Origin of the sequence: Shewanella livingstonensis (assembly GCF_003855395.1) — a bacterium.
Lineage (GTDB): Bacteria > Pseudomonadota > Gammaproteobacteria > Enterobacterales > Shewanellaceae > Shewanella > Shewanella livingstonensis.
Genome location: NZ_CP034015.1, coordinates 4,499,855 through 4,521,202, shown reverse-complemented (window position 1 = coordinate 4,521,202; position 21,348 = coordinate 4,499,855). Strand labels below are relative to the sequence as shown.

General features: G+C 40.8%; 19 protein-coding genes and 2 pseudogenes. 10 read left to right on the top strand and 11 right to left on the bottom strand.

Annotated features, from left to right (window positions below; genetic code table 11):
* Positions 1-87: 87 nt before the first annotated feature.
* Positions 88-666 (bottom strand): protein tyrosine phosphatase family protein, encoded by a 579-nt coding sequence (locus tag EGC82_RS19720; protein ID WP_124732261.1) that lies wholly within the window; start codon positions 664-666, stop codon positions 88-90.
* Between the two features lie 396 nt (positions 667-1,062).
* Between EGC82_RS19720 and EGC82_RS19715 the strand changes: the two genes are divergently transcribed.
* The gene (locus EGC82_RS19715; protein WP_124732260.1) at positions 1,063-1,530 is read left to right on the top strand and encodes a hypothetical protein; all 468 of its coding nucleotides are present in this window, start codon (positions 1,063-1,065) and stop codon (positions 1,528-1,530) included.
* 177 nt (positions 1,531-1,707) lie between these two features.
* Here EGC82_RS19715 and EGC82_RS19710 read toward each other — a convergent pair.
* Positions 1,708-1,866: pseudogene (locus EGC82_RS19710) on the bottom strand (IS110 family transposase); the annotation flags it as partial.
* A 185-nt stretch (positions 1,867-2,051) separates the two neighbouring features.
* Here EGC82_RS19710 and EGC82_RS19705 point away from each other — a divergent pair.
* Positions 2,052-2,513: a lysozyme inhibitor LprI family protein gene (locus tag EGC82_RS19705; RefSeq protein ID WP_124732259.1), complete on the top strand. Its 462-nt coding sequence runs from the start codon at positions 2,052-2,054 to the stop codon at positions 2,511-2,513.
* A gap of 132 nt (positions 2,514-2,645) precedes the next feature.
* Here EGC82_RS19705 and EGC82_RS19700 read toward each other — a convergent pair.
* Positions 2,646-2,856 (bottom strand): annotated as a pseudogene (locus EGC82_RS19700) (IS4 family transposase); the annotation flags it as partial.
* Between the two features lie 82 nt (positions 2,857-2,938).
* Here EGC82_RS19700 and EGC82_RS19695 point away from each other — a divergent pair.
* Positions 2,939-3,946, top strand: a complete 1,008-nt coding sequence (locus EGC82_RS19695; protein ID WP_124732258.1) for an MBL fold metallo-hydrolase — start codon at positions 2,939-2,941, stop codon at positions 3,944-3,946.
* A gap of 276 nt (positions 3,947-4,222) precedes the next feature.
* Here the strand turns inward: EGC82_RS19695 and EGC82_RS19690 are convergent, their stop codons facing one another.
* The 3 genes from EGC82_RS19690 to EGC82_RS19680 form a co-directional block, all read right to left on the bottom strand.
* Positions 4,223-4,585 (bottom strand): tyrosine-type recombinase/integrase, encoded by a 363-nt coding sequence (locus tag EGC82_RS19690; protein ID WP_244212498.1) that lies wholly within the window; start codon positions 4,583-4,585, stop codon positions 4,223-4,225.
* A 151-nt stretch (positions 4,586-4,736) separates the two neighbouring features.
* Positions 4,737-5,597, bottom strand: a complete 861-nt coding sequence (locus tag EGC82_RS19685; RefSeq protein WP_124732256.1) for an NAD(P)-dependent oxidoreductase — start codon at positions 5,595-5,597, stop codon at positions 4,737-4,739.
* Positions 5,598-5,843: 246 nt separating this feature from the next.
* The gene (locus tag EGC82_RS19680; protein WP_059745733.1) at positions 5,844-6,278 is read right to left on the bottom strand and encodes a dCMP deaminase family protein; all 435 of its coding nucleotides are present in this window, start codon (positions 6,276-6,278) and stop codon (positions 5,844-5,846) included.
* A gap of 416 nt (positions 6,279-6,694) precedes the next feature.
* Here EGC82_RS19680 and EGC82_RS19675 point away from each other — a divergent pair, with 416 nt between their 5' ends.
* The 3 genes from EGC82_RS19675 (at position 6,695) to EGC82_RS19665 (ending at position 9,852) form a co-directional block, all read left to right on the top strand.
* A complete protein-coding gene (locus EGC82_RS19675; protein WP_124732255.1) occupies positions 6,695-7,261 on the top strand; it encodes a sugar O-acetyltransferase in 567 nt (188 codons plus the stop codon).
* Positions 7,262-8,052: 791 nt separating this feature from the next.
* A complete protein-coding gene (locus EGC82_RS19670) occupies positions 8,053-9,183 on the top strand; it encodes a DUF3800 domain-containing protein (RefSeq protein WP_124732254.1) in 1,131 nt (376 codons plus the stop codon).
* A 105-nt stretch (positions 9,184-9,288) separates the two neighbouring features.
* The gene (locus EGC82_RS19665) at positions 9,289-9,852 is read left to right on the top strand and encodes a hypothetical protein (RefSeq protein ID WP_124732253.1); all 564 of its coding nucleotides are present in this window, start codon (positions 9,289-9,291) and stop codon (positions 9,850-9,852) included.
* 557 nt (positions 9,853-10,409) lie between these two features.
* On the opposite strand, the gene EGC82_RS19660 is transcribed toward EGC82_RS19665, so the two are convergent.
* From EGC82_RS19660 to EGC82_RS19650, 3 genes are all read right to left on the bottom strand, one after another.
* Positions 10,410-12,344, bottom strand: coding sequence for a B12-binding domain-containing radical SAM protein (locus EGC82_RS19660; RefSeq protein WP_124732252.1), 1,935 nt, complete (start codon positions 12,342-12,344; stop codon positions 10,410-10,412).
* Between the two features lie 242 nt (positions 12,345-12,586).
* Positions 12,587-13,264 (bottom strand): monofunctional biosynthetic peptidoglycan transglycosylase, encoded by a 678-nt coding sequence (mtgA, locus tag EGC82_RS19655; protein WP_124732251.1) that lies wholly within the window; start codon positions 13,262-13,264, stop codon positions 12,587-12,589.
* A 194-nt stretch (positions 13,265-13,458) separates the two neighbouring features.
* Complete coding sequence (locus EGC82_RS19650; protein WP_124732250.1) at positions 13,459-14,103, bottom strand: DsbA family protein; 645 nt, start codon at positions 14,101-14,103, stop codon at positions 13,459-13,461.
* A 280-nt stretch (positions 14,104-14,383) separates the two neighbouring features.
* On the opposite strand from EGC82_RS19650, the gene EGC82_RS19645 reads away from it, so the two are divergent.
* The 4 genes from EGC82_RS19645 (at position 14,384) to EGC82_RS19630 (ending at position 19,469) form a co-directional block, all read left to right on the top strand.
* A complete protein-coding gene (locus tag EGC82_RS19645; protein WP_415837597.1) occupies positions 14,384-15,610 on the top strand; it encodes a glycerophosphodiester phosphodiesterase family protein in 1,227 nt (408 codons plus the stop codon).
* 341 nt (positions 15,611-15,951) lie between these two features.
* Positions 15,952-16,905: a TAXI family TRAP transporter solute-binding subunit gene (locus EGC82_RS19640; RefSeq protein ID WP_124732248.1), complete on the top strand. Its 954-nt coding sequence runs from the start codon at positions 15,952-15,954 to the stop codon at positions 16,903-16,905.
* 105 nt (positions 16,906-17,010) lie between these two features.
* Positions 17,011-19,065, top strand: coding sequence for a TRAP transporter permease (locus EGC82_RS19635; RefSeq protein ID WP_244212497.1), 2,055 nt, complete (start codon positions 17,011-17,013; stop codon positions 19,063-19,065).
* The gene (locus tag EGC82_RS19630; RefSeq protein WP_124732247.1) at positions 19,065-19,469 is read left to right on the top strand and encodes a DUF1850 domain-containing protein; all 405 of its coding nucleotides are present in this window, start codon (positions 19,065-19,067) and stop codon (positions 19,467-19,469) included. The genes EGC82_RS19635 and EGC82_RS19630 overlap by 1 nt, the downstream gene beginning before the upstream one ends.
* An 82-nt stretch (positions 19,470-19,551) precedes the next feature.
* On the opposite strand, the gene EGC82_RS19625 is transcribed toward EGC82_RS19630, so the two are convergent.
* Both EGC82_RS19625 and EGC82_RS19620 read right to left on the bottom strand, forming a co-directional pair.
* Complete coding sequence (locus EGC82_RS19625; protein WP_124732246.1) at positions 19,552-20,475, bottom strand: manganese-dependent inorganic pyrophosphatase; 924 nt, start codon at positions 20,473-20,475, stop codon at positions 19,552-19,554.
* Positions 20,476-20,879: 404 nt separating this feature from the next.
* Positions 20,880-21,341, bottom strand: a complete 462-nt coding sequence (locus EGC82_RS19620; RefSeq protein ID WP_124732245.1) for a NanQ anomerase/TabA/YiaL family protein — start codon at positions 21,339-21,341, stop codon at positions 20,880-20,882.
* Between the last annotated feature and the right edge of the window lie 7 nt (positions 21,342-21,348).

The following is a 21,348-nucleotide window of genomic DNA, read 5'->3' as shown; positions in this document are numbered from 1 at the left end:
TTCCTTAAAACAAACTGTAGGTACATGATGAGCCTGAAATTTGAACAACATCATCGTACCATCAATATTATCGATTTCTCTAATATATTATTGAGCTTGTACGTCTTCTATCAACTTTTTCCACTGTGGGTATTCTGCAAAGCTTTGTTGTAAATCGCCCCAGGGCGTCAGTGCCTCGGCCATTGACGGCGCGTTATTTTGGTGAGTTTGGTATAAATAATAAAATGCAGAGGCACGGTAATTAGCGGCGCAATGCACTAGCACTGGTGCATCGCCATTTTGCTGCATCAGGCTATAAAACTGCGCTAGGTTTTCTTGTGTAGGATTTTGCCAATCGACATTGATATTGTGATAGTTCATGCCCAGTTGAGTGACGATCTGTTGCTCATTTGGTAGCGCATTTGGGTTGTCGTTAGGGATCAGGTTTATTACGGTTTTAATACCAGCTTGAGCAAGTTGTTCAAATTGCTGCTCTGTGGGTAAACCCGAGGTCATCACTTGTGGGTTATTAAACTTAACCGCTTTTATATCCCCCAGTTTGCTGGTGTCGATATTCGCCGTACTTTCTGCACTATTCACTCCCACACTGTACACTCCCACGCTGAAAAACAAACAACACATTAATATGTTGGTGGGCAGTAGACGATAACGTTGCAGTATATTCATGTGATCCCCTTGGATTGAGCTAATACGTGATAACGCATGATGAACGTTTGAGGCGTTCAAGTTAACCATATCATTGTTATGTTTTCTGATAAAAGTTACCTGTCTAAAGTGACACATTGAGTAGGCCAAGCCTACCGTTATTTCGGTAATGGTGTAGAGCCAGCCAGAATCCAGCTCTAGGCGTCATCCTCGAATGCTTTTATCAGTGAGTCAGCTGTTTTTATGTTCTTCACCTATGGTCACTAACGTCGTGATGTAGAGGCCGAGTAATATTTTATCGCTTTGCAACAATAAGATAGAAAATGTAGGATGATATTAATCAATAAGTTAAGGGGATTGGCTTTACTGAGCAAGTCCTTCAATAAGCCGTTAGGGTTTCCAAGGATCAATTTTGTTATGGAGAAGATTAAAGGTATATGTTTTTTTGCCCTGACATTTTTTAGTTTTTTTGGTGTGGTTGTTTTCACCCCTGCGCTTGTTTATGAAGTTTTTCAAACGTCAGATTCTAAAAGTGTCGAAGCTGAAGTGATAGAGTCTTATTTTGGATATGAAGATCTTTTTGGTCGTGAAGCTTGCTCTTTGGAAGTTGAACTTAACATTTTATCTACCAACGAAAACGTTATTATCAGAAATGCCAAGCCAGGTGATATTGCAATATGTAGCTCAAAGAAGAAGTTTGCAGCCAATTATTATCCAGGAGATTTTACGATTGTTTTTTTATCAAAAAATGGGGAATATAATCTTGCTTTAGGTTCATACCTCGAAGCCATGACACCAGGAATAATTAGTATCACATGGTTTATATTTTTCTACTTATATATAAAAATACACCGTAAGAGGGCCTCACAAGTAAGCTCTAACTAAGAAGTTAAACAAGGACTAAAAACAGTGGGCTGTTGGCTTCGCTCCATTTTAGCGCACTATTTTTAGCCTCTTAATGGGGCGTCAGGGCTCTTGGAAATGAATAGTGCATTTACCAAAGTGTTTACAAGTTAATGTTCAAAAGCTGGGTGGCATAATTTAGTCTTGCTTATTTTAGTCAATATAAGGTTTGAAAATGTTCAATAAGTCATCTTTGTCAACACCAATTTTTTTATGAGCGCCAACTTCTCTTTTAGAATCAATGATGCAGACGTAAAGTAAACGTGGATGTAAATCGATACTACGGTAGTATCGATGTGAGTTATTATAAAGTCTCATTGAGCTTTCTTCTATTGGTTTAGTCACCTTAAGCATACCGCTGATGCGGCTTGCTAGGGAAAGGACTTAATAAGTATCAAGCTGTTAAACAAGGTCAAATAACAATTGGCTATTTGCTCCTTCATCGCTTATTTTAGCCAACCATTTTTTGTCCCTTAACAGGACGTTATATTTTAAGGCAATGTATGAAAAAATTAAGCTCACTAATAATATTAAGTATTTTTCTTTCATCTTCTGCTTGTAGTTCAGAAGTTGATATTTGTTTAGAAAAGGCACAAACACAACGTGAAATGACTCTCTGCCAGGGAGTTAATTTAACAAAGGCAGATGCTGAACTTAACAGAGTATATAATCTGATTCGGAAAGTTTATGCTGACGACAAAGAATTCTTATCTAAACTTAAAGCTTCACAACTCGCATGGATTAAATTACGTGATGCCGACTTAGAAATGAGCTTTCCTCTAGCAGACAAACAATTACAATATGGCAGCATATATCGCATGTGTGCAATGGGCATAGAAACAAAACAGACATTACAAAGAGTCGAATATCTTAAAAAATGGCTTGCAGGTGTAAAAGAAGGAGATGTATGTAGCGGCTCAATTAAGGGCACTGACGATATTAATGATTCCCTTAAAAAAATATAATTAATCGCTCAGGTATCGTAAGCTTAGTTTGCTAGACAATTGGTAAGTCGCGCATTTGTGCATGGCTTCGCCACTTTCTTACAAAGGCTTTAACTTACAAATTGCCCCTTAGCTGGGCTCTGTCGGACTCCCTTATAATGTAGGTCTGCCAGCGGTATGAACCTGCTTGATATCTTCGTTTAATGCCCTGTAAATTATCGGCGCTTTGTGAGTGTATTTTGGTCTTCGCCGTACTTTTTTCCTAATTTACAACGGATACTACCGCGCGATGTTTGATGCTGTTAGCTTGAAAGTCCTTCTGCCAGCCAAGATGCCTCGCGGCTATACCTATGCACCACGTCAATCTTTAATTTAATACCTAAGTTTATAGGTTACATAATGTGTTTTGGTTTTACATAAATACTAAGAAAAAATGAGCAAGCTAAATGAAAAAATTATCAGTGTTAATATTTACCGTTTTACTTTCCTCCTGCACATATCAACCTCATGCAAAGACTAATGCCCCTTTTGATGGTGTTAAATTTGATAACATCGAGCCCTTTGAAGATAAAAGTATATTTGATCTGCTCAAGTGGCAAATGGACAGTATGAGTGAATCTACTCCTTGGCCAGATGAAATTGATTCCAAGCAGTTTAAACCTGCTAGCCAAAGATCAGTAAAGCCGATTATTACTGTAATCAACCATGCATCAGTTCTTATTCAGGTTGATAATTTAAACATATTAACAGATCCTCAATATTCACTCAGAGCTTCACCTGTTCAATTTGCTGGACCCAAGAGAGCGGTTAAACCTGGTATTGCCTTTGATGATCTGCCTTCAATTGATATCGTTCTTATATCTCATAATCATTATGACCACCTAGATCTTGATACGCTCAAGCGCTTAAACGACAGAGATGCTCCTAAATTCGTTGCAGGGTTGAAAACAAAGTCATTTTTAGAGGATAACGGAATTAATTCGGCTGTCGATCTGGATTGGTGGCAAAGTATAACAACGAATAAAACTAAAATCACTTTTGTTCCCGCACAGCACTGGTCGGCTAGAGGCATATTCGATAAAAGAGAAATGCTTTGGGGCGGATTCTATATTGAAAATGCTTATAAGATCTACTTTGCTGGAGATACCGGATACGGGAAGTTCTTTAAAAGTATTAAAGAGAAGCTCGGTGCACCGGATCTTTCTTTGATTCCAATTGGTGCTTATGAGCCTAGGTGGTTCATGAAAGATGCCCATCTTAATCCAAAGGATTCTCTACAAGCATTTAAAGACCTAGAGAGTAAAAAGATGATTGGAATTCACTTTGGGACTTTTAAGTTAACTGATGAGGGATATAATGATCCCATTGAGACCCTTCAAGAAGAAATTAAGAAATCAAACATGGATCCTCTAAAAGTCATTATTCCTACTTTTGGAAAGTCTTATTCAATTTAGGTTTTATTATAGTCAGTTCGCTATTGATAACACTTATAAGTTTGAGGCTAAAAAAACATAGAAAATAACGATAAATGTCGTACAGCCGACACTGTATCTGGCTATTGGACAAGCCCGAACGAGGATTTCGACTTATTATAGTAAATAGTAGCATTGGTTTTTAGTGGGGGGAATTGCTTAAGTTTTTTAAAACGATCTTGGCTAATGTATAAATAACAAGCTATTTATATCAATATTTTGGCGTTGATTGTGGTTTTTATTACCGTAGGAGAGTGGTCATTTTTCCTGATGCTGACAGTGACCACTCTGGCAATGACCACTCTGCCAATGGATTGAGCGGTTACCTGCTATTTTATACTGGATCATGTCAGCTATCGAACGGCGAATATCTTGGTTTAATAATCGTCCATAACGCTGCTCACGTTGTGTGTATTCAGCCGTCGTATTGAGGCCATTGTGACAGAGTCGTATTTGCAGAGAGCATATATCCATGCCTTGATCTAAAAGGTGAGAGACAAAACAATGGCGTAATGAGTGCGAGCAGATACGTTTATGAATACGGCCTTTATTCATTGGCCCTTGTTTGTCATGATGAATGCTTGGAAAAAGCAAGATTGGGTGATGGTGTGTTTTCCGCATCTGCCGTAATGCGATCAACACACAATCTGATACAGGGTCTGAGGAAAAGTAACAAACGGTCTTTTTCGCCTTTACCATTACGTAATACCACTTAAAAGACCCTCTCTGAAGCACAATAAGTGATAATCTATTTTTCTTTAATGATTAACCTTTATTTCACTGTTTTATAAATTGCAGCTATGTCTTCATCTGCATAGCCGGCTTTGCGAGCCTGCTTGAAAGATTCGTTTGTAATCGCTGCCGTAGGCAATGTTAAATTTAATTTATCACCTAAGTCGACAGCTAATCTCATGTCTTTTTGCATATGTTTGAGCGGGAAACTTGTTGTGTAATTTTCATCTAACAACATTGTTCCTTTAATTTTAAACATTGGGTTTGCCATTGCACCTGCATCAATAATATCTAGCAACTGTTGACCATCAAGGTTTGCTTTAAGGCCAAGTGACATTCCCTCGCTAAAAATGCTTAGCATCCCACCCATAATCATATTAACGACAAGTTTCATTTTAGCACCCTGACCAATCTCACCTAGGTATGGTGACATTTTCCCCATGATTTCAAAGGCTGGTAAAGCATCATCATAAAGAGACTTGTCCCCAGCAGCTAAAATAATTAACGTGCCATCTTCAGCTGGTTTTTTCGTCCCTGAAATAGGAGCTTCTAAAAAGCGGCCCCCTGCTTTTATGATTGCTGCTGAAATAGTTTGTGAAGTCACATGGTCAACAGTGGACATATCAATGTAACTGCGACCTTCTCCAATGCCTGCTAATACTCCGTCAGGTCCATTGCAAATAGCTAACGCAGCGACAGGATCAGAAACAATAGTAAAAGTAATATCGCATGTTTCAGCAACTTGCTTTGGTGATTTACCTTGATGAGCGCCAAGTGCAACGAGTTCAGCACATTTATCACTATTTCGATTCCAGACCGTTACATCTAATCCTGCTTTAACTAAGTTTAATGCCATTGCATTACCCATAATCCCTAAGCCTATAAATCCAAATTTTTTCATAAATATATTTTCCTTAATTTAAATAGTCGGCAGGTTCAACCTTGAAGCACATAACCACTAAGGAGCTAACACTACCATCTGTTCGGCCATTAATTTGGCTGGCTTTTGTCATTGGGCTTCCTCTTGGTTGGTCATATTTTAAACAGTGGCCGCAGGCTATAAGCACAAAGAATACCGAGATAGCTAATTTTTGAATTCACTTAAGCCGTTGCTAATTTACCCTGCCAACATTCTGATCCAGTTTGGTTAATCTACTTGCATCCAATCGACTTGAACGCCCGCTTGTTCAAACATATCTTCGCTGACTTTAATCTTGTCTCCCCAGCGTGACAGGAAGTCGTCGTTGGGTTTTGGGCTATGCACGGCGCGCAATCCGGTTTGGATAATCTTGGCAGCACAATTTGGACATGGGAAGTGAGTCACCCAAATTTCACAGCTACTGAGATCGCGTTTTGCATGCAATATGGCATTTTCTTCAGCATGAAGTGTCTTTAGCAGTTTCATTTCGCGGTTATCGGTTTCGGCGCTGTCAGATATTCCGTGAGGGTAACCATTAAAGCCTAGTGATACGATGCGATTGTTTTCGGTAATTACCGCACCAACTCGGGTGGAGGGATCTTTACTCCAAGATGCTACGAGTTCGGCCATCTGTAAAAAACGTGTCGCCCATTTTGTCATCATCTTATTGCCGTTCCTATGCGTTATCTATCATATTAACTATCACTGCGTCTGGGCGCTATTTTCTATGCAGAACAATCAGAAATCAACCTAGTATATTATAATCTTGATCCTACTTACCTTTTCTTATATTTAGTAGGGTTATAGTGCGTCTTAAAGGTTGGTTAAACCCAAAATTCATCGGCTGATCAAAGCATTACTTGCTGTTTCTCTTTAGGGCTCAGTTTGTTGATAACGCACATTAATTTATGCGTTTAATCGTGCAGAAAGCTATTTCCATATATTTAACAAGGATTGAAACGTTGAACTACGGCTACAAAAAATGGATGGTATTATTAATTTTTGTTGCTCTGTAATAATATGGCTATATAGACTTAGTTTGTAGCCTTTTTTTTAGCTTAGTTTGAATAGAGTGGAATATGACAGAAAAAGAGAAAATGCTCTCAGGAGAGTATTATGATCCCGGTGATGCGGAGTTGGTTGCGTTACGCCTAAAAGCCCGTTTATTGACTGAAACGTTAAATCAAACCAGTGTGAGTGATGCTGATAAACGAGTGAACATTGTTAAATCATTGTTTGGCTCGACAGGACGTAGCATTCATATTGAGTCGTCATTTAACTGTGATTATGGTGTGAATATTCATGTCGGTGAAAATTTTTATGCCAATTTTGGCTGCGTTATTTTAGACGTTGCAGAAGTTAGAATTGGTGATAATTGTTTAATCGCACCTCAAGTAGGAATTTATACTGCCACGCATCCACTCGACCCTATTAAAAGAAACAGCGGTGTAGAGTACGGCAAACCAGTAACCATAGGCCATAATTGTTGGATTGGTGGTCACGCTACGATCAATCCCGGTGTGACGTTAGGCAATAATGTTGTTGTCGCGTCAGGCGCTGTGGTAACCAAGAGTTTTGGCGACAATGTTGTCATCGGCGGTAATCCCGCAAGAGTGATTAAAGAAATAGCGTGCTCAGACTGTTGATAATTAAGGTCAATTAATAGATTTGAATTGTGGTTAACGCAATCGTAATCAAACTGAAGAATAGTGATGTTAAATTCATCACTAAAATGGATGGCTTAGTTTTATTCTCATACAAGAGCAAAGGCAGTAAGTTATCAACTTACTCAGGTTCGTGCCATCGTCTTCCCGGCAATGCTTATGAGCCGGGATCCAGGTGTTAGTTTCTTGTAGTTTTGTACTTATGGCCTGCGGCCACTAACGTCGTGGCGCTTCACCCACACCAGAGTAAAGAGGAAACCAACGGCTGTTCCCTCTTTACTCGTTATAAAAGAATTGGCCCAGCCGCCCCGCAACATTTTCGCTATTTACAAAACAACAGCTGCGAAAAGGTCACCATTTGGTTCGATCCAGCTTTGAACCTCGTTTGTAACCGGCTTACAAATGTCGGATAAATATCCAGTGTCAACAATTTCTCCAACCTTTATGTAGTGTGTACTGGTATAAAAACAGTCGTAATGGTTACTGGCGTCTTTTTAAGTTAAATCGGCTAATAAGTAAACTAAAGTAGTACGAATAATAAATCGATAATTTTGCAACACATTGAAATTGATGTGTTTTTATTTTTTTCTAATATTGAGTTCACTTTTAACGCGCAAGCTCGCTTCTATTTGTTAGTGGAGTTAAATAAAACGGCTTTACATCAATAAGATACTAAATGTAGGATGATATTAATCAATAACTTAAACTGCCGACTTTAAATTTATTTGGCTTTTTAATAAGCCGTTATATGCATAATTAACGCTGGGGAATTCATGCAGCTTGACGTAAATGAAATGAGAAGAACTTCCATTGAGTATGAGAAGCTAGAGTGTGTCGATGATAAGTTCACCTTTTATTATGATGAATCTAATAATATTAGAAAGCTGCATTTAACATCTAAAGGACTGAATGTTGAAAAGGCGTGTAATTTTGTATTAGCTGGAATTGTTCACAAAGGTGAATACCATAGTGCAGACTTTGATTCGTTAAAGAAAAGCCTTTGCTTACAAAAATCAGCAAAGGAAATAAAGCTCAAGCACATTGGTAAAGGCTCATTTGATAGAATTCTAACATCCGAAAAACTTAATATTCTCTTAAAATGGATTCTAGATAACGATTTTTACATACATTATTTCAGTTTAAATGTTTTGTACTGGTCAATTGTTGATATCGTAGATTCAATAATAGAAAACCTCAACGTTGTAGAGCGACAGTTTTTTATACAATCTCATATGTCGATCAAAAGTGATTTATACAAGGTGATAGTAAATAATGAAGCACTATTTTTAGAAAAGCTTAGAGAATTTGAATACCCAAACATAAAAAGCGATAAAGTTAAGGAATTTTCAGGTTTTTTAGTTGGTTTTGTTAAACGTAACTCTAAAGCTTTAAGTGAAGACAGGCGATACCTTTTAACTAAATTCATGGAGTCGGCTGAAGATTCAACCGAGCTATTCTTTGTAATGAATGAAAAAGATCATATTTTAATTTCAGACTTTTTTATTTATTACTTAAGAAATACATGTCTATTCAAAAACTCCAAGCATGTTTTTGATGAAGAAAAAGAGATTGAAGTTATTTTCAATGAATATGATCTCGTTGACCAAGGAAGAATTATCAACAACTACTCTTTTGTGAAATCCGAAGAGGTTTTAGAAGTCCAGTTATCAGATGTCATGGCTGGATTATTTGCAAAGTATTCTATTTTTCTGTCGGATACGAGTAATGATCAGATAAAGGCTATAAAAAGTAGTTTAAACCAAAGGCAATTGGTTAACCTAAAGCTGATAGAAAATTTAATTGATAAGTCTGATGCGGTAAGTCGTGGATTTTTCTTTCATTGCGTCAGTGAAGATGAATATCTTAGAAACAATTACTTCATGCACAATCAAACATGCATATAACAAGTTGCAGCACTCGGATAAATTACTCGCTTCGCTCCTAATTTTCCGGTGAGCAAAGCGTTAGGCGCTCTTGCATAATGATCAATTTTAGAATGGGTGCTTAGAATGGAAATCGAGGAATATTTAGAAAAAGCTAAAAATCCTGTTTATTGGTTCAACTATGCAATGGTGCAGAAAAAAGTAGCTGATAAAATACTACATTCGATTATGGACGCCGATGTATTAAATGATACAAAAATGAGTTCAGATCTTTTGATAAATGCTCATTACCACTATGGCATTGGTATTGAAAATGGGTTAAAAGCTTTAATTATTAAGAATGCGCCAGAGAATGTTATCGTCGAGGTGAAGGGTGATAAAGCGCGTTTAAAAGGAATTGGAAAAAAGAAAAAGTTAACTCATAACTTGCTTGAGTTAGCTGAAGAAGCTGGGATATTTGAACTTGGTTTACATCAATATGAAACAGATATTAAAGCATTAAAAATGGTTTTGCGTCATTTAACCGATGCAATAAAATGGTTACCCAAATACCCTGTTCCGAGTGACAACAAATCATCGTTTGTATTCGACAACTCGATTCCTGCTGTATTAATATACGGATTCCATATCTTAGATGTAATAGAACCTTTGTTTAAGTTATTTGAAGTCGAGGGTGCCGAGTGCGCCTAACTAAGGATAGGCCGCGCGAAGAAGTGTCCTTATCCCTAGTGTTGAACAAGCCTGAACACCTAGAGTGACTCTTTATTAGTAAATAATAGCTCGAGAAAACGCGCTGTTTGATGTGATGGTTATCTGGCAACTTTTCTGTAGTCAGCAAGTTCCCTTAGCTCATTTGCTAATTATTTGAAATTTACCATGCCACCCATTGTTAGTTTTTGACTGAGTTTTTAATTTCTGCAGATTAAGATAATGCCGAAAAGCTGAATCATGATTATTTGCGAGACGACCGTCCGCCCCACGGACGGGGCGGTTGAGCTACATGGATGTACTTGTGCGTGTCGGTGAGTGAATGTAATGGTTAGCCAATCTAACGAAATGTGACTATTTCAGCTTTTGGACTAAGCGAAGCGCCACGACTTTTTTGGTCTCAGGCCATTAAAAAAATACACCTGGATCCCCGATAAAAGCACTCGAGGATGACGGCGTAGATCTGGACTCCGGCTTAAAAGCATTGCCGGAATGACGGCATCAGGGAATGACTGTTGGGTTAACCCAAACCTTTCTATTTACTCTTCTTGGCTCAAAATAAAATTGCTAATCGATTTTGAAATCATGTCTTTCTTCATCGTGGTGCGTGACACACGCTGGTCAAACCAAAAACTCATGGGTTGGTCGAAGCCGATGCCGTGCATGTAGTTGTAAAGCGCTTTGCGTAGGCCTTCGCCGAGCATGTCGTGATCGGTGCCAGTTGGGTCGGTAAAATCAACATCGTTTTCAGCAAAAAATACCTCAGGGCGTGGATCAAGGGTGATGCCAAACTGTTCTGGGTTCATGCCAATTGGGCTGTGGGCGGTGGCAACAAAACGGTGCCAGTAGGCTGACTGGAAACAACCTTGTTGCATCAACTGGCGCACCATTTCTAATGCATCAATGGTTTCTTGTTCAGTTTGAGTCGGGAAGCCATACATCAAATAAGCGTGTACCAAAATGCCCGCGTCACTAAACGCTTTGGTGACCTGGGCAACGCGCTCAACACTGACGCCTTTTTTCATCAGTTTTAATAATCTATCTGACGCTACTTCAAGGCCGCCGCTGACTGCGATACAGCCTGAGTCTGCCAATAGCTGACAACGTGCAGGGCTAAAGGTGCGTTCAAAACGAATATTGCCCCACCAGCTGATCACTACGTTACGTTCAATCAATCGTTTGGCGAATGCGAACAAGGTTTTTGGCGGTAACGCTTCATCGACAAAATGAAAACCGGTTTGGCCGGTTTCGGCGACAAGCGCTTCGATGCGGTCGACCAGAATATCTGCGCCAGCGGTATCATAGCGGTCGATATAATCTAAGCTGACATCGCAAAAGCTGCATTTACGCCAATAGCATCCGTGGGCGATGGTTAATTTATTCCAGCGGCCATCACTCCAAATGCGGTGCATTGGGTTGAGCATTTCACATAACGACAGGTATTCGGTTAATGGCAGGCCATCGTATATTGGTGCGCCGACCTCAGATTGAGGAATATCGTGTAACTCAGTATTTTGATTGAGGTGAACATAAGGCTGTCCATTTTCATCTTCTGCCAAAAAGTATGTGCGTACCAGCTCTTCAATGCCGCGCTTGCCTTCAAAATATTCTAGCAAGGTAATTAGTGGACGTTCGCCGTCATCAAGACAGATATAGTCGACAAACTCGAATACCCGCGGGTCTTTTAATGCCCGCAGCTCGGTATTGACAAAGCCGCCACCCATAACGATAGGTAAATCAGGGTTAATGGCTTTACAGGTTTGTGCAATGCGTAAGGCGCCAAGCATGTTACCGGGGAACGGCACGGTTAATGCGACCACGCTAGGCTGGGTGTCTTCTAAATATTGTTCAACGAGCTGTTCTAAAATGTCTGAGCTGAAGCTTGGTTCGCCCATTAAGGTGTCATATAGATTATCAAAGCTTGGGTTGGCTGCGGCTAAGCGTTCACCATAACGACTGACCTCAAAGTAAGGGTCAACGCCTTGGGTGATCACGTTCGACAGATCGTTAATGAATAACGTGGCGAGAAATTTAGCTTTATCTTGCACGCCAAGGTTACCAAAGGCCGCTTGCAGTACGTCGCCCGACACGGCTTCCATTTGCGCGATGGCTTCAAATGCAGGGCCTTCGGGTAAAAAACGACGGGTGTTAATTCGCATGGCTAGGCTGGGGTCTTTGCCTTGTAAAAAGCGAATAGCAGGCTCAACGGTGAGATGATAACGATCAAACTCCGCCAGAAAATCAAACACCGCATCGGGTAATTCATCATCTTCAAAGTGCTCGAAGTTTTCTTCAACATGCTGACGAATGACCTCCAGCGCAGGCGCGGTCATCATTTCAAGAAACAACTCAATGGCAGGATCTCGCTGTACCGCTTCATAGCCTCGTGAACGTAAAAAACCGGTTAAATACGCTGTTGCTGGATACGGCGTATTGAGTTGGGTCATTGGAGGGGTCATCAGAAGAACGGTCATAGCCTGCCTTTATCGTAAAGCCAATAGAAATAAGGCTGCATTCTACCAGTAAAAATCGCTCAAATCCCTTTAATTAAGGCTTTCATCTTCAACGTTCAACAGTGCTAGAGACTCGGCAGATTAGTGCCTTTTGCGCAAGATATTGCGCAGTTAACGGCTAACAGCTGAATAATGAGCAATATATTGCTCATTTTATATTTTTTAAGAGGAGGTTCGTTAAGAGCTGATTGCTTAAGTTCAGGCTATTTAAGAATAGGGGTTAAATAAGCGCTGCCCAGTTGTTTCATTTGCTGTTCAACCCATACGACACGTTGGCTAAGGTAAGGCGTTAAATAGTTTGGGTTACGATTACGCGGACTGGGCAATAATACCGCCAGTTTTGCCGCTTCTTTGCTGCTAAGATATTTGGCGGGTTTATTAAAATAATGCTGGCTAGCGGCTTCTACGCCATAAATGCCTTTGCCAAATTCGGCCACATTTACGTACACTTCTAAAATGCGTTTTTTGCCCCAAATGGCCTCAAGCCCTACGGCTAACATGGCTTCTAATCCTTTACGAACAAAGCTTTGTCCTGGCCATAATAAAAGGTTTTTGGCGGTTTGTTGGCTGATGGTACTGGCACCACGAAGACCCTGGCCATCGTCGTACTGCTGAATGGCTTTACTGATAGCGCTAAAATCGACCCCTAGGTGCTGTGGAAACAACTGATCTTCAGAGGCCACCATGGCGAGCGGAATATGTGGCGGCAACTCATCAATACTGACCCAATGTTGCGACACCGGATAAGCACTTTGCAGCATAAATGACGTTGTCGGTGGCGGGACAAATCTGAGCAACAACAACAATAGCGTCAGTAAAGCTAAAAAACGCCACGTTACGTACCAAGTCCATCCAAAAAAACCGCGCTTACGATCTGCCATTCATTGCCTCTTGTTATGTTTAACGCCGGATATCCGTTTTTAATGTGCGAGAGTATAGGATATTGAGCATCAAAACCAAATGCTAATAAAGGTCATTCTCTGTTTATCTCTTGAGGTTGGTACATCTTATAGTGGCTTACCGATTAAGTAAGCCACGACAATAAGCCATGAGGTACAAATGTGTGCTTATGAGTTTATTCGCTAGGTTGGGTTGTAGATAAGAGAGTACGGATATCTGCCAAGCTAGTTTGCCATTGATGGTAATCAAGGCGAATAGGATAAGCGTTGTTATCAACCATCAATACTAATGAAGGAAACCCTTGAATAGGCAACTGACGAGCAAGATTAATTTCTTTGATCAATTGATCTTCGGTTTGAACGGCGCTTAATTGTTCATCAAAAAGATCTGCAGGGATACCTAATTGAGTGGCAATAGCGACTAAGGTAGCAACATCTGATGGGTTGCGCGCATTTAAATAATAAGCCTGTTGGATGGCGTTAATCATTTGCTGCTCCAGTCCATATTGGCGAGCAACAATAGTGGCTCTGCAAGCGGGATACGTTGAACGTTTTGGTTGGCACTGCTGCCAAAAGTCGTGATTAAATTCTGTACCTAATTGTTGGTTAATCTTATGCCAGGTTTGTTGGAGCATTTGCTGCATTGGTTGTGGCATTGGGAGTTCAGAATCTGGCGCCAAACCGCCGACCAGGTATTTGATGTTTAGCTGTTGGCCAAATTGCTGTAGCAGTTGAGCTTGCAGGGTGTCCCATGTAGGGCGATATCCCCAACACCAACTGCACATAGGGTCGTGAACATAATAAAGTGTTGCGTTAGGCATGATAAACCTCATTGTTAATAATTGACCCCCGCTTATCTTATTCGCGCTATAGCAGTGATATTGACTGAGATCCAATGGTTAAACAGCAGTAACTAATATTGTCATATTAATTCGATATTTTAGTCATATTCATGCTGTAAGCTAGTGCTGATAATGAGTCAATCAGCCGTGCATTACAACAATCAAGCATAACCACTGACATTACAGCATGACAATATGGAGCAATAAGATGACAAGGCAAAAAAACGTAACACTGGGTGTTATTTCGGTTTTGACCAGTATGTTATGGGTCTCAGGTTGTAACAGTAACGATAATGATGACACTGCCTCAGCAGAAGTGGATAAAAGTGTCAGTGCGCAAGTCGGCCCTAGACCGCTGTTTTTAGTTGATCAAATGCAAGACAGTGAATTAAAAAGTCAATTAGCACAATGTGCTTCAAACTCATTTTACCGTACTGACTTTTCCATTGGTCATCGCGGTGCATCAATGCAATTTCCTGAGCACACTAAAGAAGCCTATCAAGCGGCAATCGATTCTGGCGCAGGTATTGTGGAATGTGACGTGACTTTTACCGCCGACAAAGCGTTAGTGTGCCGTCATTCACAATGTGATTTAGCCACAACCACCAATATTTTAGCGATACCGGTATTAGCGAATAAGTGCTCTGTGCCATTTACACCTGCCGACGCTGCCAACGGTGTTAGCGCAACCGCGACTTGTTGTACTAGCGACATCAGCCTTGCAGAATTTAAAACCTTAAAAGGTAAAATGGATGGCTTTAATCCCAAAGCCACCACGGTAGCAGAGTTTATGGATGGTACGCCAAATTGGCGTACTGACTTATATGCAGGCAATGGCACTTTAATGACTCACGCTGAAAGTATCACGCTGTTTAAAGCCGCTGGGGTAAAGATGACCCCAGAACTTAAGTCCGCCAGTGTTAGTATGCCCTATGATGGTTTTACTCAACAAGATTATGCTCAACAAATGCTAGATGAATATACCGCTGCGGGGGTCGATGCATCACAGGTATTCCCGCAATCGTTTAATTTGGAAGATGTTAAATACTGGATAGCAAACGCGCCAGAGTTTGCCGAACAAGCGGTATACCTTGATGGTCGTGATAGTGAAGCTGGATTTGATCCACAAAACAGTGCGACTTGGTCACCGAGCATGGATACCTTAGCCGCAGATGGGGTAAAGATTATCGCGCCGCCATTATGGATGTTAGTGACTTTAGATGATAACAAAGCCATCGTACCTTCTGAATATGCCAAAGCGGCTAAAGCTGCTGGCTTGAAAATTATTGCCTGGTCGCTTGAACGTTCAGGTCCACTAAGTCAAGGCGGTGGTGGTTGGTATTATCAAAGCATTGCCGATGCTATTGATAATGAGGGCGACACCTTTGAGTTGTTAGATGTGCTAGCAAAAGATGTGGGGGTTATCGGGGTATTTTCTGATTGGCCTGCAACTGTGACTTACTATGCTAACTGTATGGATATGTAACACTTAATCGTATTCTTGTTGCTTATCGGACAATAAATAATTACACACCTTAAGAAGGTGCTGACATTGTCGGCACCTTTTTTATGTTAATAACTATACTCGAGAAAGAGTATGTATTTATGGTCTGCTCAGTTTGGCTATTAAGTCAGCCATTTAAAGGCCATGGTAATGATAAAAACTCAAGATACTTTTTGATGTATGAGCGAAGTTACTGAAATAGTTTAAAAATAATATTCTTAGCGATGTTATTAGTCTTTAGTCTATATAGGTCGCTTGGTATGTCAGTGGTATTGTAAAGCACAATAAAATTCATAACCATATAAAAAATAAGGATATTATAAATGAAACTAACCAAACGCTTTTGCATGATCGGCGCCGCGGCTGCGCTATCTATCAGTACAGCAGTTATGGCGGCACCCACCTTTATTAACATTCTCACCGGCGGTACCAGTGGTGTGTATTATCCTATCGGTGTTGCACTGTCACAATTGTATAATAATGGTATTGAAGGCTCTAAAACCTCTGTTCAAGCGACTAAAGCATCGGTTGAAAATCTTAATCTATTGCAAGCGGGTCGTGGTGAGTTAGCGCTTGCACTAGGTGATTCAGTATCTGCTGCATGGGCTGGAGATGCAGAAGCCGGTTTTAAAAAACCGCTAGATAAGTTACGCGTTATTGCCGCAACCTATCCAAATTTTATTCAAATTGTGGCTAATAAAGATGCCGGCATTAACACTCTTGCTGATTTAAAAGGCAAACGTATTTCTGTTGGTGCACCTAAGTCAGGTACTGAGTTAAATGCCCGCGCTATTTTAGCTGCAGCAGGGTTAAGTTATGACGATATGGGCACCGTGGAATTTTTACCTTATGCAGAGTCTGTTGAGCTTATTAAAAACCGTCAATTAGATGCTACGCTACAATCATCTGGTCTAGGTATGGCGGCTATTCGTGATTTAGCAGCAACAATGCCCATTAACTTTGTTGCGATCCCAGCTGAAGTGGTCGCTAAAATCAATAATCCTGCTTACCAAGTTGGGGTGATTGCTGCCAATACTTACGAAGGTCAAACGACTGATATCAGCACGGTTGCGATTCAAAATTTACTGGTAACCCACAGTAAGGTGTCTGATGAAATTGCTTATCAAATGACTAAGTTGATGTTTGAAAACCTTGAACGTTTAGGCACTGCGCACTCTGCAGCAAAAGATATCAGCTTAGAAACGGCTACTAAAAACTTACCTATTCCATTGCACCCAGGTGCTGAGCGCTACTATAAAGAAGTAAATGCTCTGTAAATCATGTTTTAATTTTACTAGCGCTTGCTTGGCCAAACCAAGCAAGCGCTTAGTTGTTTTTTAGATCCCCCCAATTTTTAGCGGTAGTAAGTGCAGAGGCATACCATGAGCGATCCATCCAATAACCAGACAATGTCTGAGCAAGGCTTAAGTGCCGATACTCGAGATTGGCCTAAAGCGTTATTTTTTGTGGCACTAATTTTTTCTATTTTCCAAATTACCACCGCGGCATTTCATCCTGTTTCAACCCAAGTATTACGCGCCGTGCACGTGGGTTTTTTATTATTAGTGGTGTTTATTAGTTATCCGGGTGTTGGCAAAAGTCAGCCTTGGCAACCATTAGCCTGGTTATTGGGCTTAGCGGGTATGGCCACCGCGGTATATCAATGGGTATTTGAAGCTGACTTAATTCAGCGCTCTGGTGACTTAACTCAAAATGACATGATAATTGGTGTGGTGTTAGTCGCTTTGGTGTTTGAAGCTGCACGGCGAGTGATGGGCATTGCATTGCCGATCATCTGCGGTATATTTTTAGCTTATGGTTTGTTTGGTGAGTATTTACCCGGTGAGTTGATGCATCGAGGTTATGGTTTCGACCAAATAGTTAACCAGTTAGCCTTTGGCACAGAAGGTTTATATGGCACACCAACTTATGTCTCAGCGACCTATATCTTCTTATTTATTCTGTTTGGTGCTTTTTTAGAGCAAGCAGGGATGATCCGCTTATTTACCGATTTTGCGATGGGTTTATTTGGCCATAAAGTGGGTGGGCCGGCAAAAGTGTCGGTAGTGTCTTCAGCACTCATGGGCACCATTACCGGTTCGGGGGTTGCCAATGTGGTCACCACTGGCCAGTTCACCATTCCGCTAATGAAGCGTTTTGGCTATCGCTCGGCTTTTGCGGGTGGGGTAGAAGCCACATCCAGTATGGGTAGCCAAATTATGCCGCCGATTATGGGCGCAGTGGCCTTTATTATGGCCGAAACCATTAACGTACAATTTATTGAAATTGCTAAAGCGGCGATGATCCCCGCGGTATTGTATTTTTGCTCTGTGTTCTGGATGGTGCATTTAGAAGCCAAGCGCGCTAATTTATCGGGCCTGCCTAAAGATCAGTGTCCTGATCCGTGGGCGGCGATTAAGTTACGTTGGTACTTACTCATCCCGTTATTTATTTTGATTGGGTTGTTGTTTTCAGGGCGTACACCACTGTTTTCAGGCATGGTGGGTTTAGCGCTCACAGCCATTGTGATTCTAGGTTCGGCGATAATTTTGAACCTATCATCAAAGGCTATGAGGTTTGCTTTTTGGATAGCCTTAGGAGTGATATGTGCAGGCTTTTTCCAGTTAGGCATAGGGGTGATGTTTGGCGTTATCGCCATGCTGGTGGTGATTTGTTGGTTTGTTAAAGGCGGAAAAGAAACCCTCACATTATGTTTGCACGCATTAGTTGAAGGTGCGCGCCATGCGGTACCTGTAGGTATTGCTTGTGCACTGGTGGGAGTAATTATTGGGGTGGTATCGCTCACGGGTATTGCATCTACCTTTGCGGGTTATATTTTGGCTGTTGGTCAAGATAACCTGTTTTTATCATTAGTACTGACTATGGTGACTTGCCTTATTTTAGGTATGGGAATTCCCACTATTCCTAACTATATTATTACTAGTTCTATTGCTGCACCTGCGTTACTAGACTTAGGTGTGCCGTTAATTGTGTCGCATATGTTTGTGTTTTATTTTGGCATTATGGCTGATCTTACCCCGCCTGTGGCACTAGCGTGTTTTGCAGCTGCACCAATCGCAAAAGAGAAAGGCTTAAAAATCAGTTTATGGGCCATTCGAATTGCCATTGCTGGGTTTATTATTCCTTTTATGGCGGTATACGATCCAGCATTAATGCTTCAAAGTGGCGGCGTGTTAGATACTATTTTTGTGGTGCTTAAAGCGACCGTTGCCATTGGTATTTGGGGCGTGATATTTACCGGCTATTTATTACAAAACCTATATTGGTGGGAACGTATTTTAGGCTTTATTGCGGGTGGTTGTTTAATTTTAGCAACGCCATTAAGTGATGAGTTAGGTTTTGGTTTGGCGCTGGCGTTTATTTTACAACACGTATGGCGTGCTCGTAAGTTACAACGTTTAGCGCAGGGTGAATAATGCTAGGGCTATGTTTGGGTTTAGCTGGAACGATATGGGCACAAGTGCCTGCTGAGCAGATAACATTATCTTGGACGCATACGATTGAGAAAATTCGTTGGGCCGAAGATTATCGATTAACTAATGAAGGCTTTATTTTAGAACAAGCAAGGGTAAAAGGCAGTGGCGCAGGAATGGAAATTCCTGCCGATGCGGTGTTAAAAGATGGCAGTTGGCACTACAAACCTAATCTGCCTATTTTGCCGATGCTAAAACTTGGTCGCACCCCAGAAGCGGGTGATTATCAGTTATGTGTGTCATCGACTCAGGCTGGGCAACAATGCCATTCTATGAGTTATTGGGTGGGTGAGCCTACCACTGAGCAGCCTTCCATTGAGCTATGGGGCTGTGATATACCAAGTTAGTTAATCGACATAATAGATAGGCGTTGAAGCACAAAAAAAGCTGAATCAATTGATTCAGCTTTTTTAAGTTGCTTGCAGAGTATTACTTTGCGAATGCATCTTGCAGTGCAGGTACAACTTGTTTCTTACGGCTTAATACGCCGTCTAACCATACGCGGCCATCAACGGTAGGTTTACCGTAAGCGCGCTCAGTTAAGTCTGCTGAATCAGAAGCAACTAGCATTTCTGAACCTTCTTTCATGATGTCAGTTAGCAGTAATAAAACGCTGTGACGATTACCTTCTACTTTTAATTTAACTATATCAGCTTCTAAATCTGCTTTGATGTCGTCAAATACAGCAAGGTCGATCACTTCTAATTGACCTATACCAACCAAGTTACCGTTCATGTTGAAGTCTTTAAAGTCACGCATTACAAGTGTGCGTGGCGGAGTGCCTTCAACAGCGGATTTTACCTTGAACATTTCCATGCCTAAGGCTTTAAAGTCTTCAATACCCGCTATTTCAGCTAAGGCTTCAACGCAGCGAATATCGGCAGTAGTGCAGGTTGGCGACTTAAAAATTACCGTGTCACTTAAAATAGCGCACATCATGATACCAGCGATATTGGCTGGAATATCAACCTTGTAGAAATCGTACATCATCTTGATGATTGTGTTGCTACAACCCACTGGGCGGATCCAACATTCTAGCGGTGTAGAGGTGGTTAAGTCGCCCAATTTATGGTGATCAACAATACCCACAATCGTCGCTTGAGCGATATCATCTGGCGCTTGAGTAATTTCAGAATGGTCAACAATATAGACTTCTTCGCCAGCGTAACTGGTCTTGTATTCTGGTGCTTCAAAACCAAATTTTTGCAAAATAAATGCAGTTTCTGGTGATAATTCGCCTAAACGGGCTGCAATTGCCGGTTCATCGATTTGGTTTTTTAAATATGCTAATGCGATAGCACCACAAATTGAATCTGAATCAGGGATCTTGTGACCCACTACATACATTGCCATTGAAAGACTCTCCTATAAAGTTGTGATGATTTTAACAAGGATTGATCTTCATCGCATTAAAAAATACCACTTCAGTGGATCAGCGTACCACAGGAGTGTTATTGCTGATGATATGAGTTATTAATCAACAAAAAAAGCCCCAAGCGGAGAGTCTCGGGGCTATTTTGATTTAACACAGGGTAGACGCACATTGGTTTCTAACTTAGGAACAACGCTATTAAGATTTTCTATCGAGGTGTTCTATCAATGAGTATTATGTGCTTGTGTTAACTCTAGCTGATATCCATACAATAGCGATTTTTTAACGACAATATCCATAGTTGGACTGAGTCATCGATAGATTAAGTGATCGTTGGATTGAGTCTATCGCTATCTTTAGAGTGATGTCGTGACACTCGCAACCGCTAAACTCGAACTTTAATCACTACCTTACGGACTTTTTGCGGTATTGCGCTGGTGCCCGGCATATGAATATCACCCGGGAAAAATAGCGCAAACATGCCCGCTTTTAGCGGAATAAATGCTGCATCATCCTGGTTCGATTGATAATCGAATTCAGCGTAATCATGTTTAGCAAAATAGGCTTTAGAAGGGATTTGATTGGTTAAGGGTAAATAACCAAATTCTTCTTCTCCGCTAACCACATATTGCACATCAATATACTGTTGATGAACTTCAAAGGGTTCGATTTCTTTAGGCTTAGTTTCATAGTCATTGACGATGACGAAAATATCTTTGCCTTCAAGCGGGTAGTTGCCCACTTCAAGTTGACTAAAGTCTGTCTCTGCGAGATGAGCTAGGGCTTTTGCTAATCTCGGGCTGAGTGAAGTGTATAGGTGACGATTTGCTAAAGTATCAACAATCATAAAAATT

What these genes read in the sequence shown, in the direction of transcription:
- EGC82_RS19720 (WP_124732261.1), bottom strand. Translation starts at nt 666, where the DNA reads ATGAATATACTGCAACGTTATCGTCTACTGCCCACCAACATATTAATG.
- EGC82_RS19715 (WP_124732260.1), top strand. Translation starts at nt 1,063, where the DNA reads ATGGAGAAGATTAAAGGTATATGTTTTTTTGCCCTGACATTTTTTAGT.
- EGC82_RS19705 (WP_124732259.1), top strand. Translation starts at nt 2,052, where the DNA reads ATGAAAAAATTAAGCTCACTAATAATATTAAGTATTTTTCTTTCATCT.
- EGC82_RS19695 (WP_124732258.1), top strand. Translation starts at nt 2,939, where the DNA reads ATGAAAAAATTATCAGTGTTAATATTTACCGTTTTACTTTCCTCCTGC.
- EGC82_RS19690 (WP_244212498.1), bottom strand. Translation starts at nt 4,585, where the DNA reads ATGCGGAAAACACACCATCACCCAATCTTGCTTTTTCCAAGCATTCAT.
- EGC82_RS19685 (WP_124732256.1), bottom strand. Translation starts at nt 5,597, where the DNA reads ATGAAAAAATTTGGATTTATAGGCTTAGGGATTATGGGTAATGCAATG.
- EGC82_RS19680 (WP_059745733.1), bottom strand. Translation starts at nt 6,278, where the DNA reads ATGATGACAAAATGGGCGACACGTTTTTTACAGATGGCCGAACTCGTA.
- EGC82_RS19675 (WP_124732255.1), top strand. Translation starts at nt 6,695, where the DNA reads ATGACAGAAAAAGAGAAAATGCTCTCAGGAGAGTATTATGATCCCGGT.
- EGC82_RS19670 (WP_124732254.1), top strand. Translation starts at nt 8,053, where the DNA reads ATGCAGCTTGACGTAAATGAAATGAGAAGAACTTCCATTGAGTATGAG.
- EGC82_RS19665 (WP_124732253.1), top strand. Translation starts at nt 9,289, where the DNA reads ATGGAAATCGAGGAATATTTAGAAAAAGCTAAAAATCCTGTTTATTGG.
- EGC82_RS19660 (WP_124732252.1), bottom strand. Translation starts at nt 12,344, where the DNA reads ATGACCGTTCTTCTGATGACCCCTCCAATGACCCAACTCAATACGCCG.
- mtgA (WP_124732251.1), bottom strand. Translation starts at nt 13,264, where the DNA reads ATGGCAGATCGTAAGCGCGGTTTTTTTGGATGGACTTGGTACGTAACG.
- EGC82_RS19650 (WP_124732250.1), bottom strand. Translation starts at nt 14,103, where the DNA reads ATGCCTAACGCAACACTTTATTATGTTCACGACCCTATGTGCAGTTGG.
- EGC82_RS19645 (WP_415837597.1), top strand. Translation starts at nt 14,384, where the DNA reads ATGTTATGGGTCTCAGGTTGTAACAGTAACGATAATGATGACACTGCC.
- EGC82_RS19640 (WP_124732248.1), top strand. Translation starts at nt 15,952, where the DNA reads ATGAAACTAACCAAACGCTTTTGCATGATCGGCGCCGCGGCTGCGCTA.
- EGC82_RS19635 (WP_244212497.1), top strand. Translation starts at nt 17,011, where the DNA reads ATGAGCGATCCATCCAATAACCAGACAATGTCTGAGCAAGGCTTAAGT.
- EGC82_RS19630 (WP_124732247.1), top strand. Translation starts at nt 19,065, where the DNA reads ATGCTAGGGCTATGTTTGGGTTTAGCTGGAACGATATGGGCACAAGTG.
- EGC82_RS19625 (WP_124732246.1), bottom strand. Translation starts at nt 20,475, where the DNA reads ATGGCAATGTATGTAGTGGGTCACAAGATCCCTGATTCAGATTCAATT.
- EGC82_RS19620 (WP_124732245.1), bottom strand. Translation starts at nt 21,341, where the DNA reads ATGATTGTTGATACTTTAGCAAATCGTCACCTATACACTTCACTCAGC.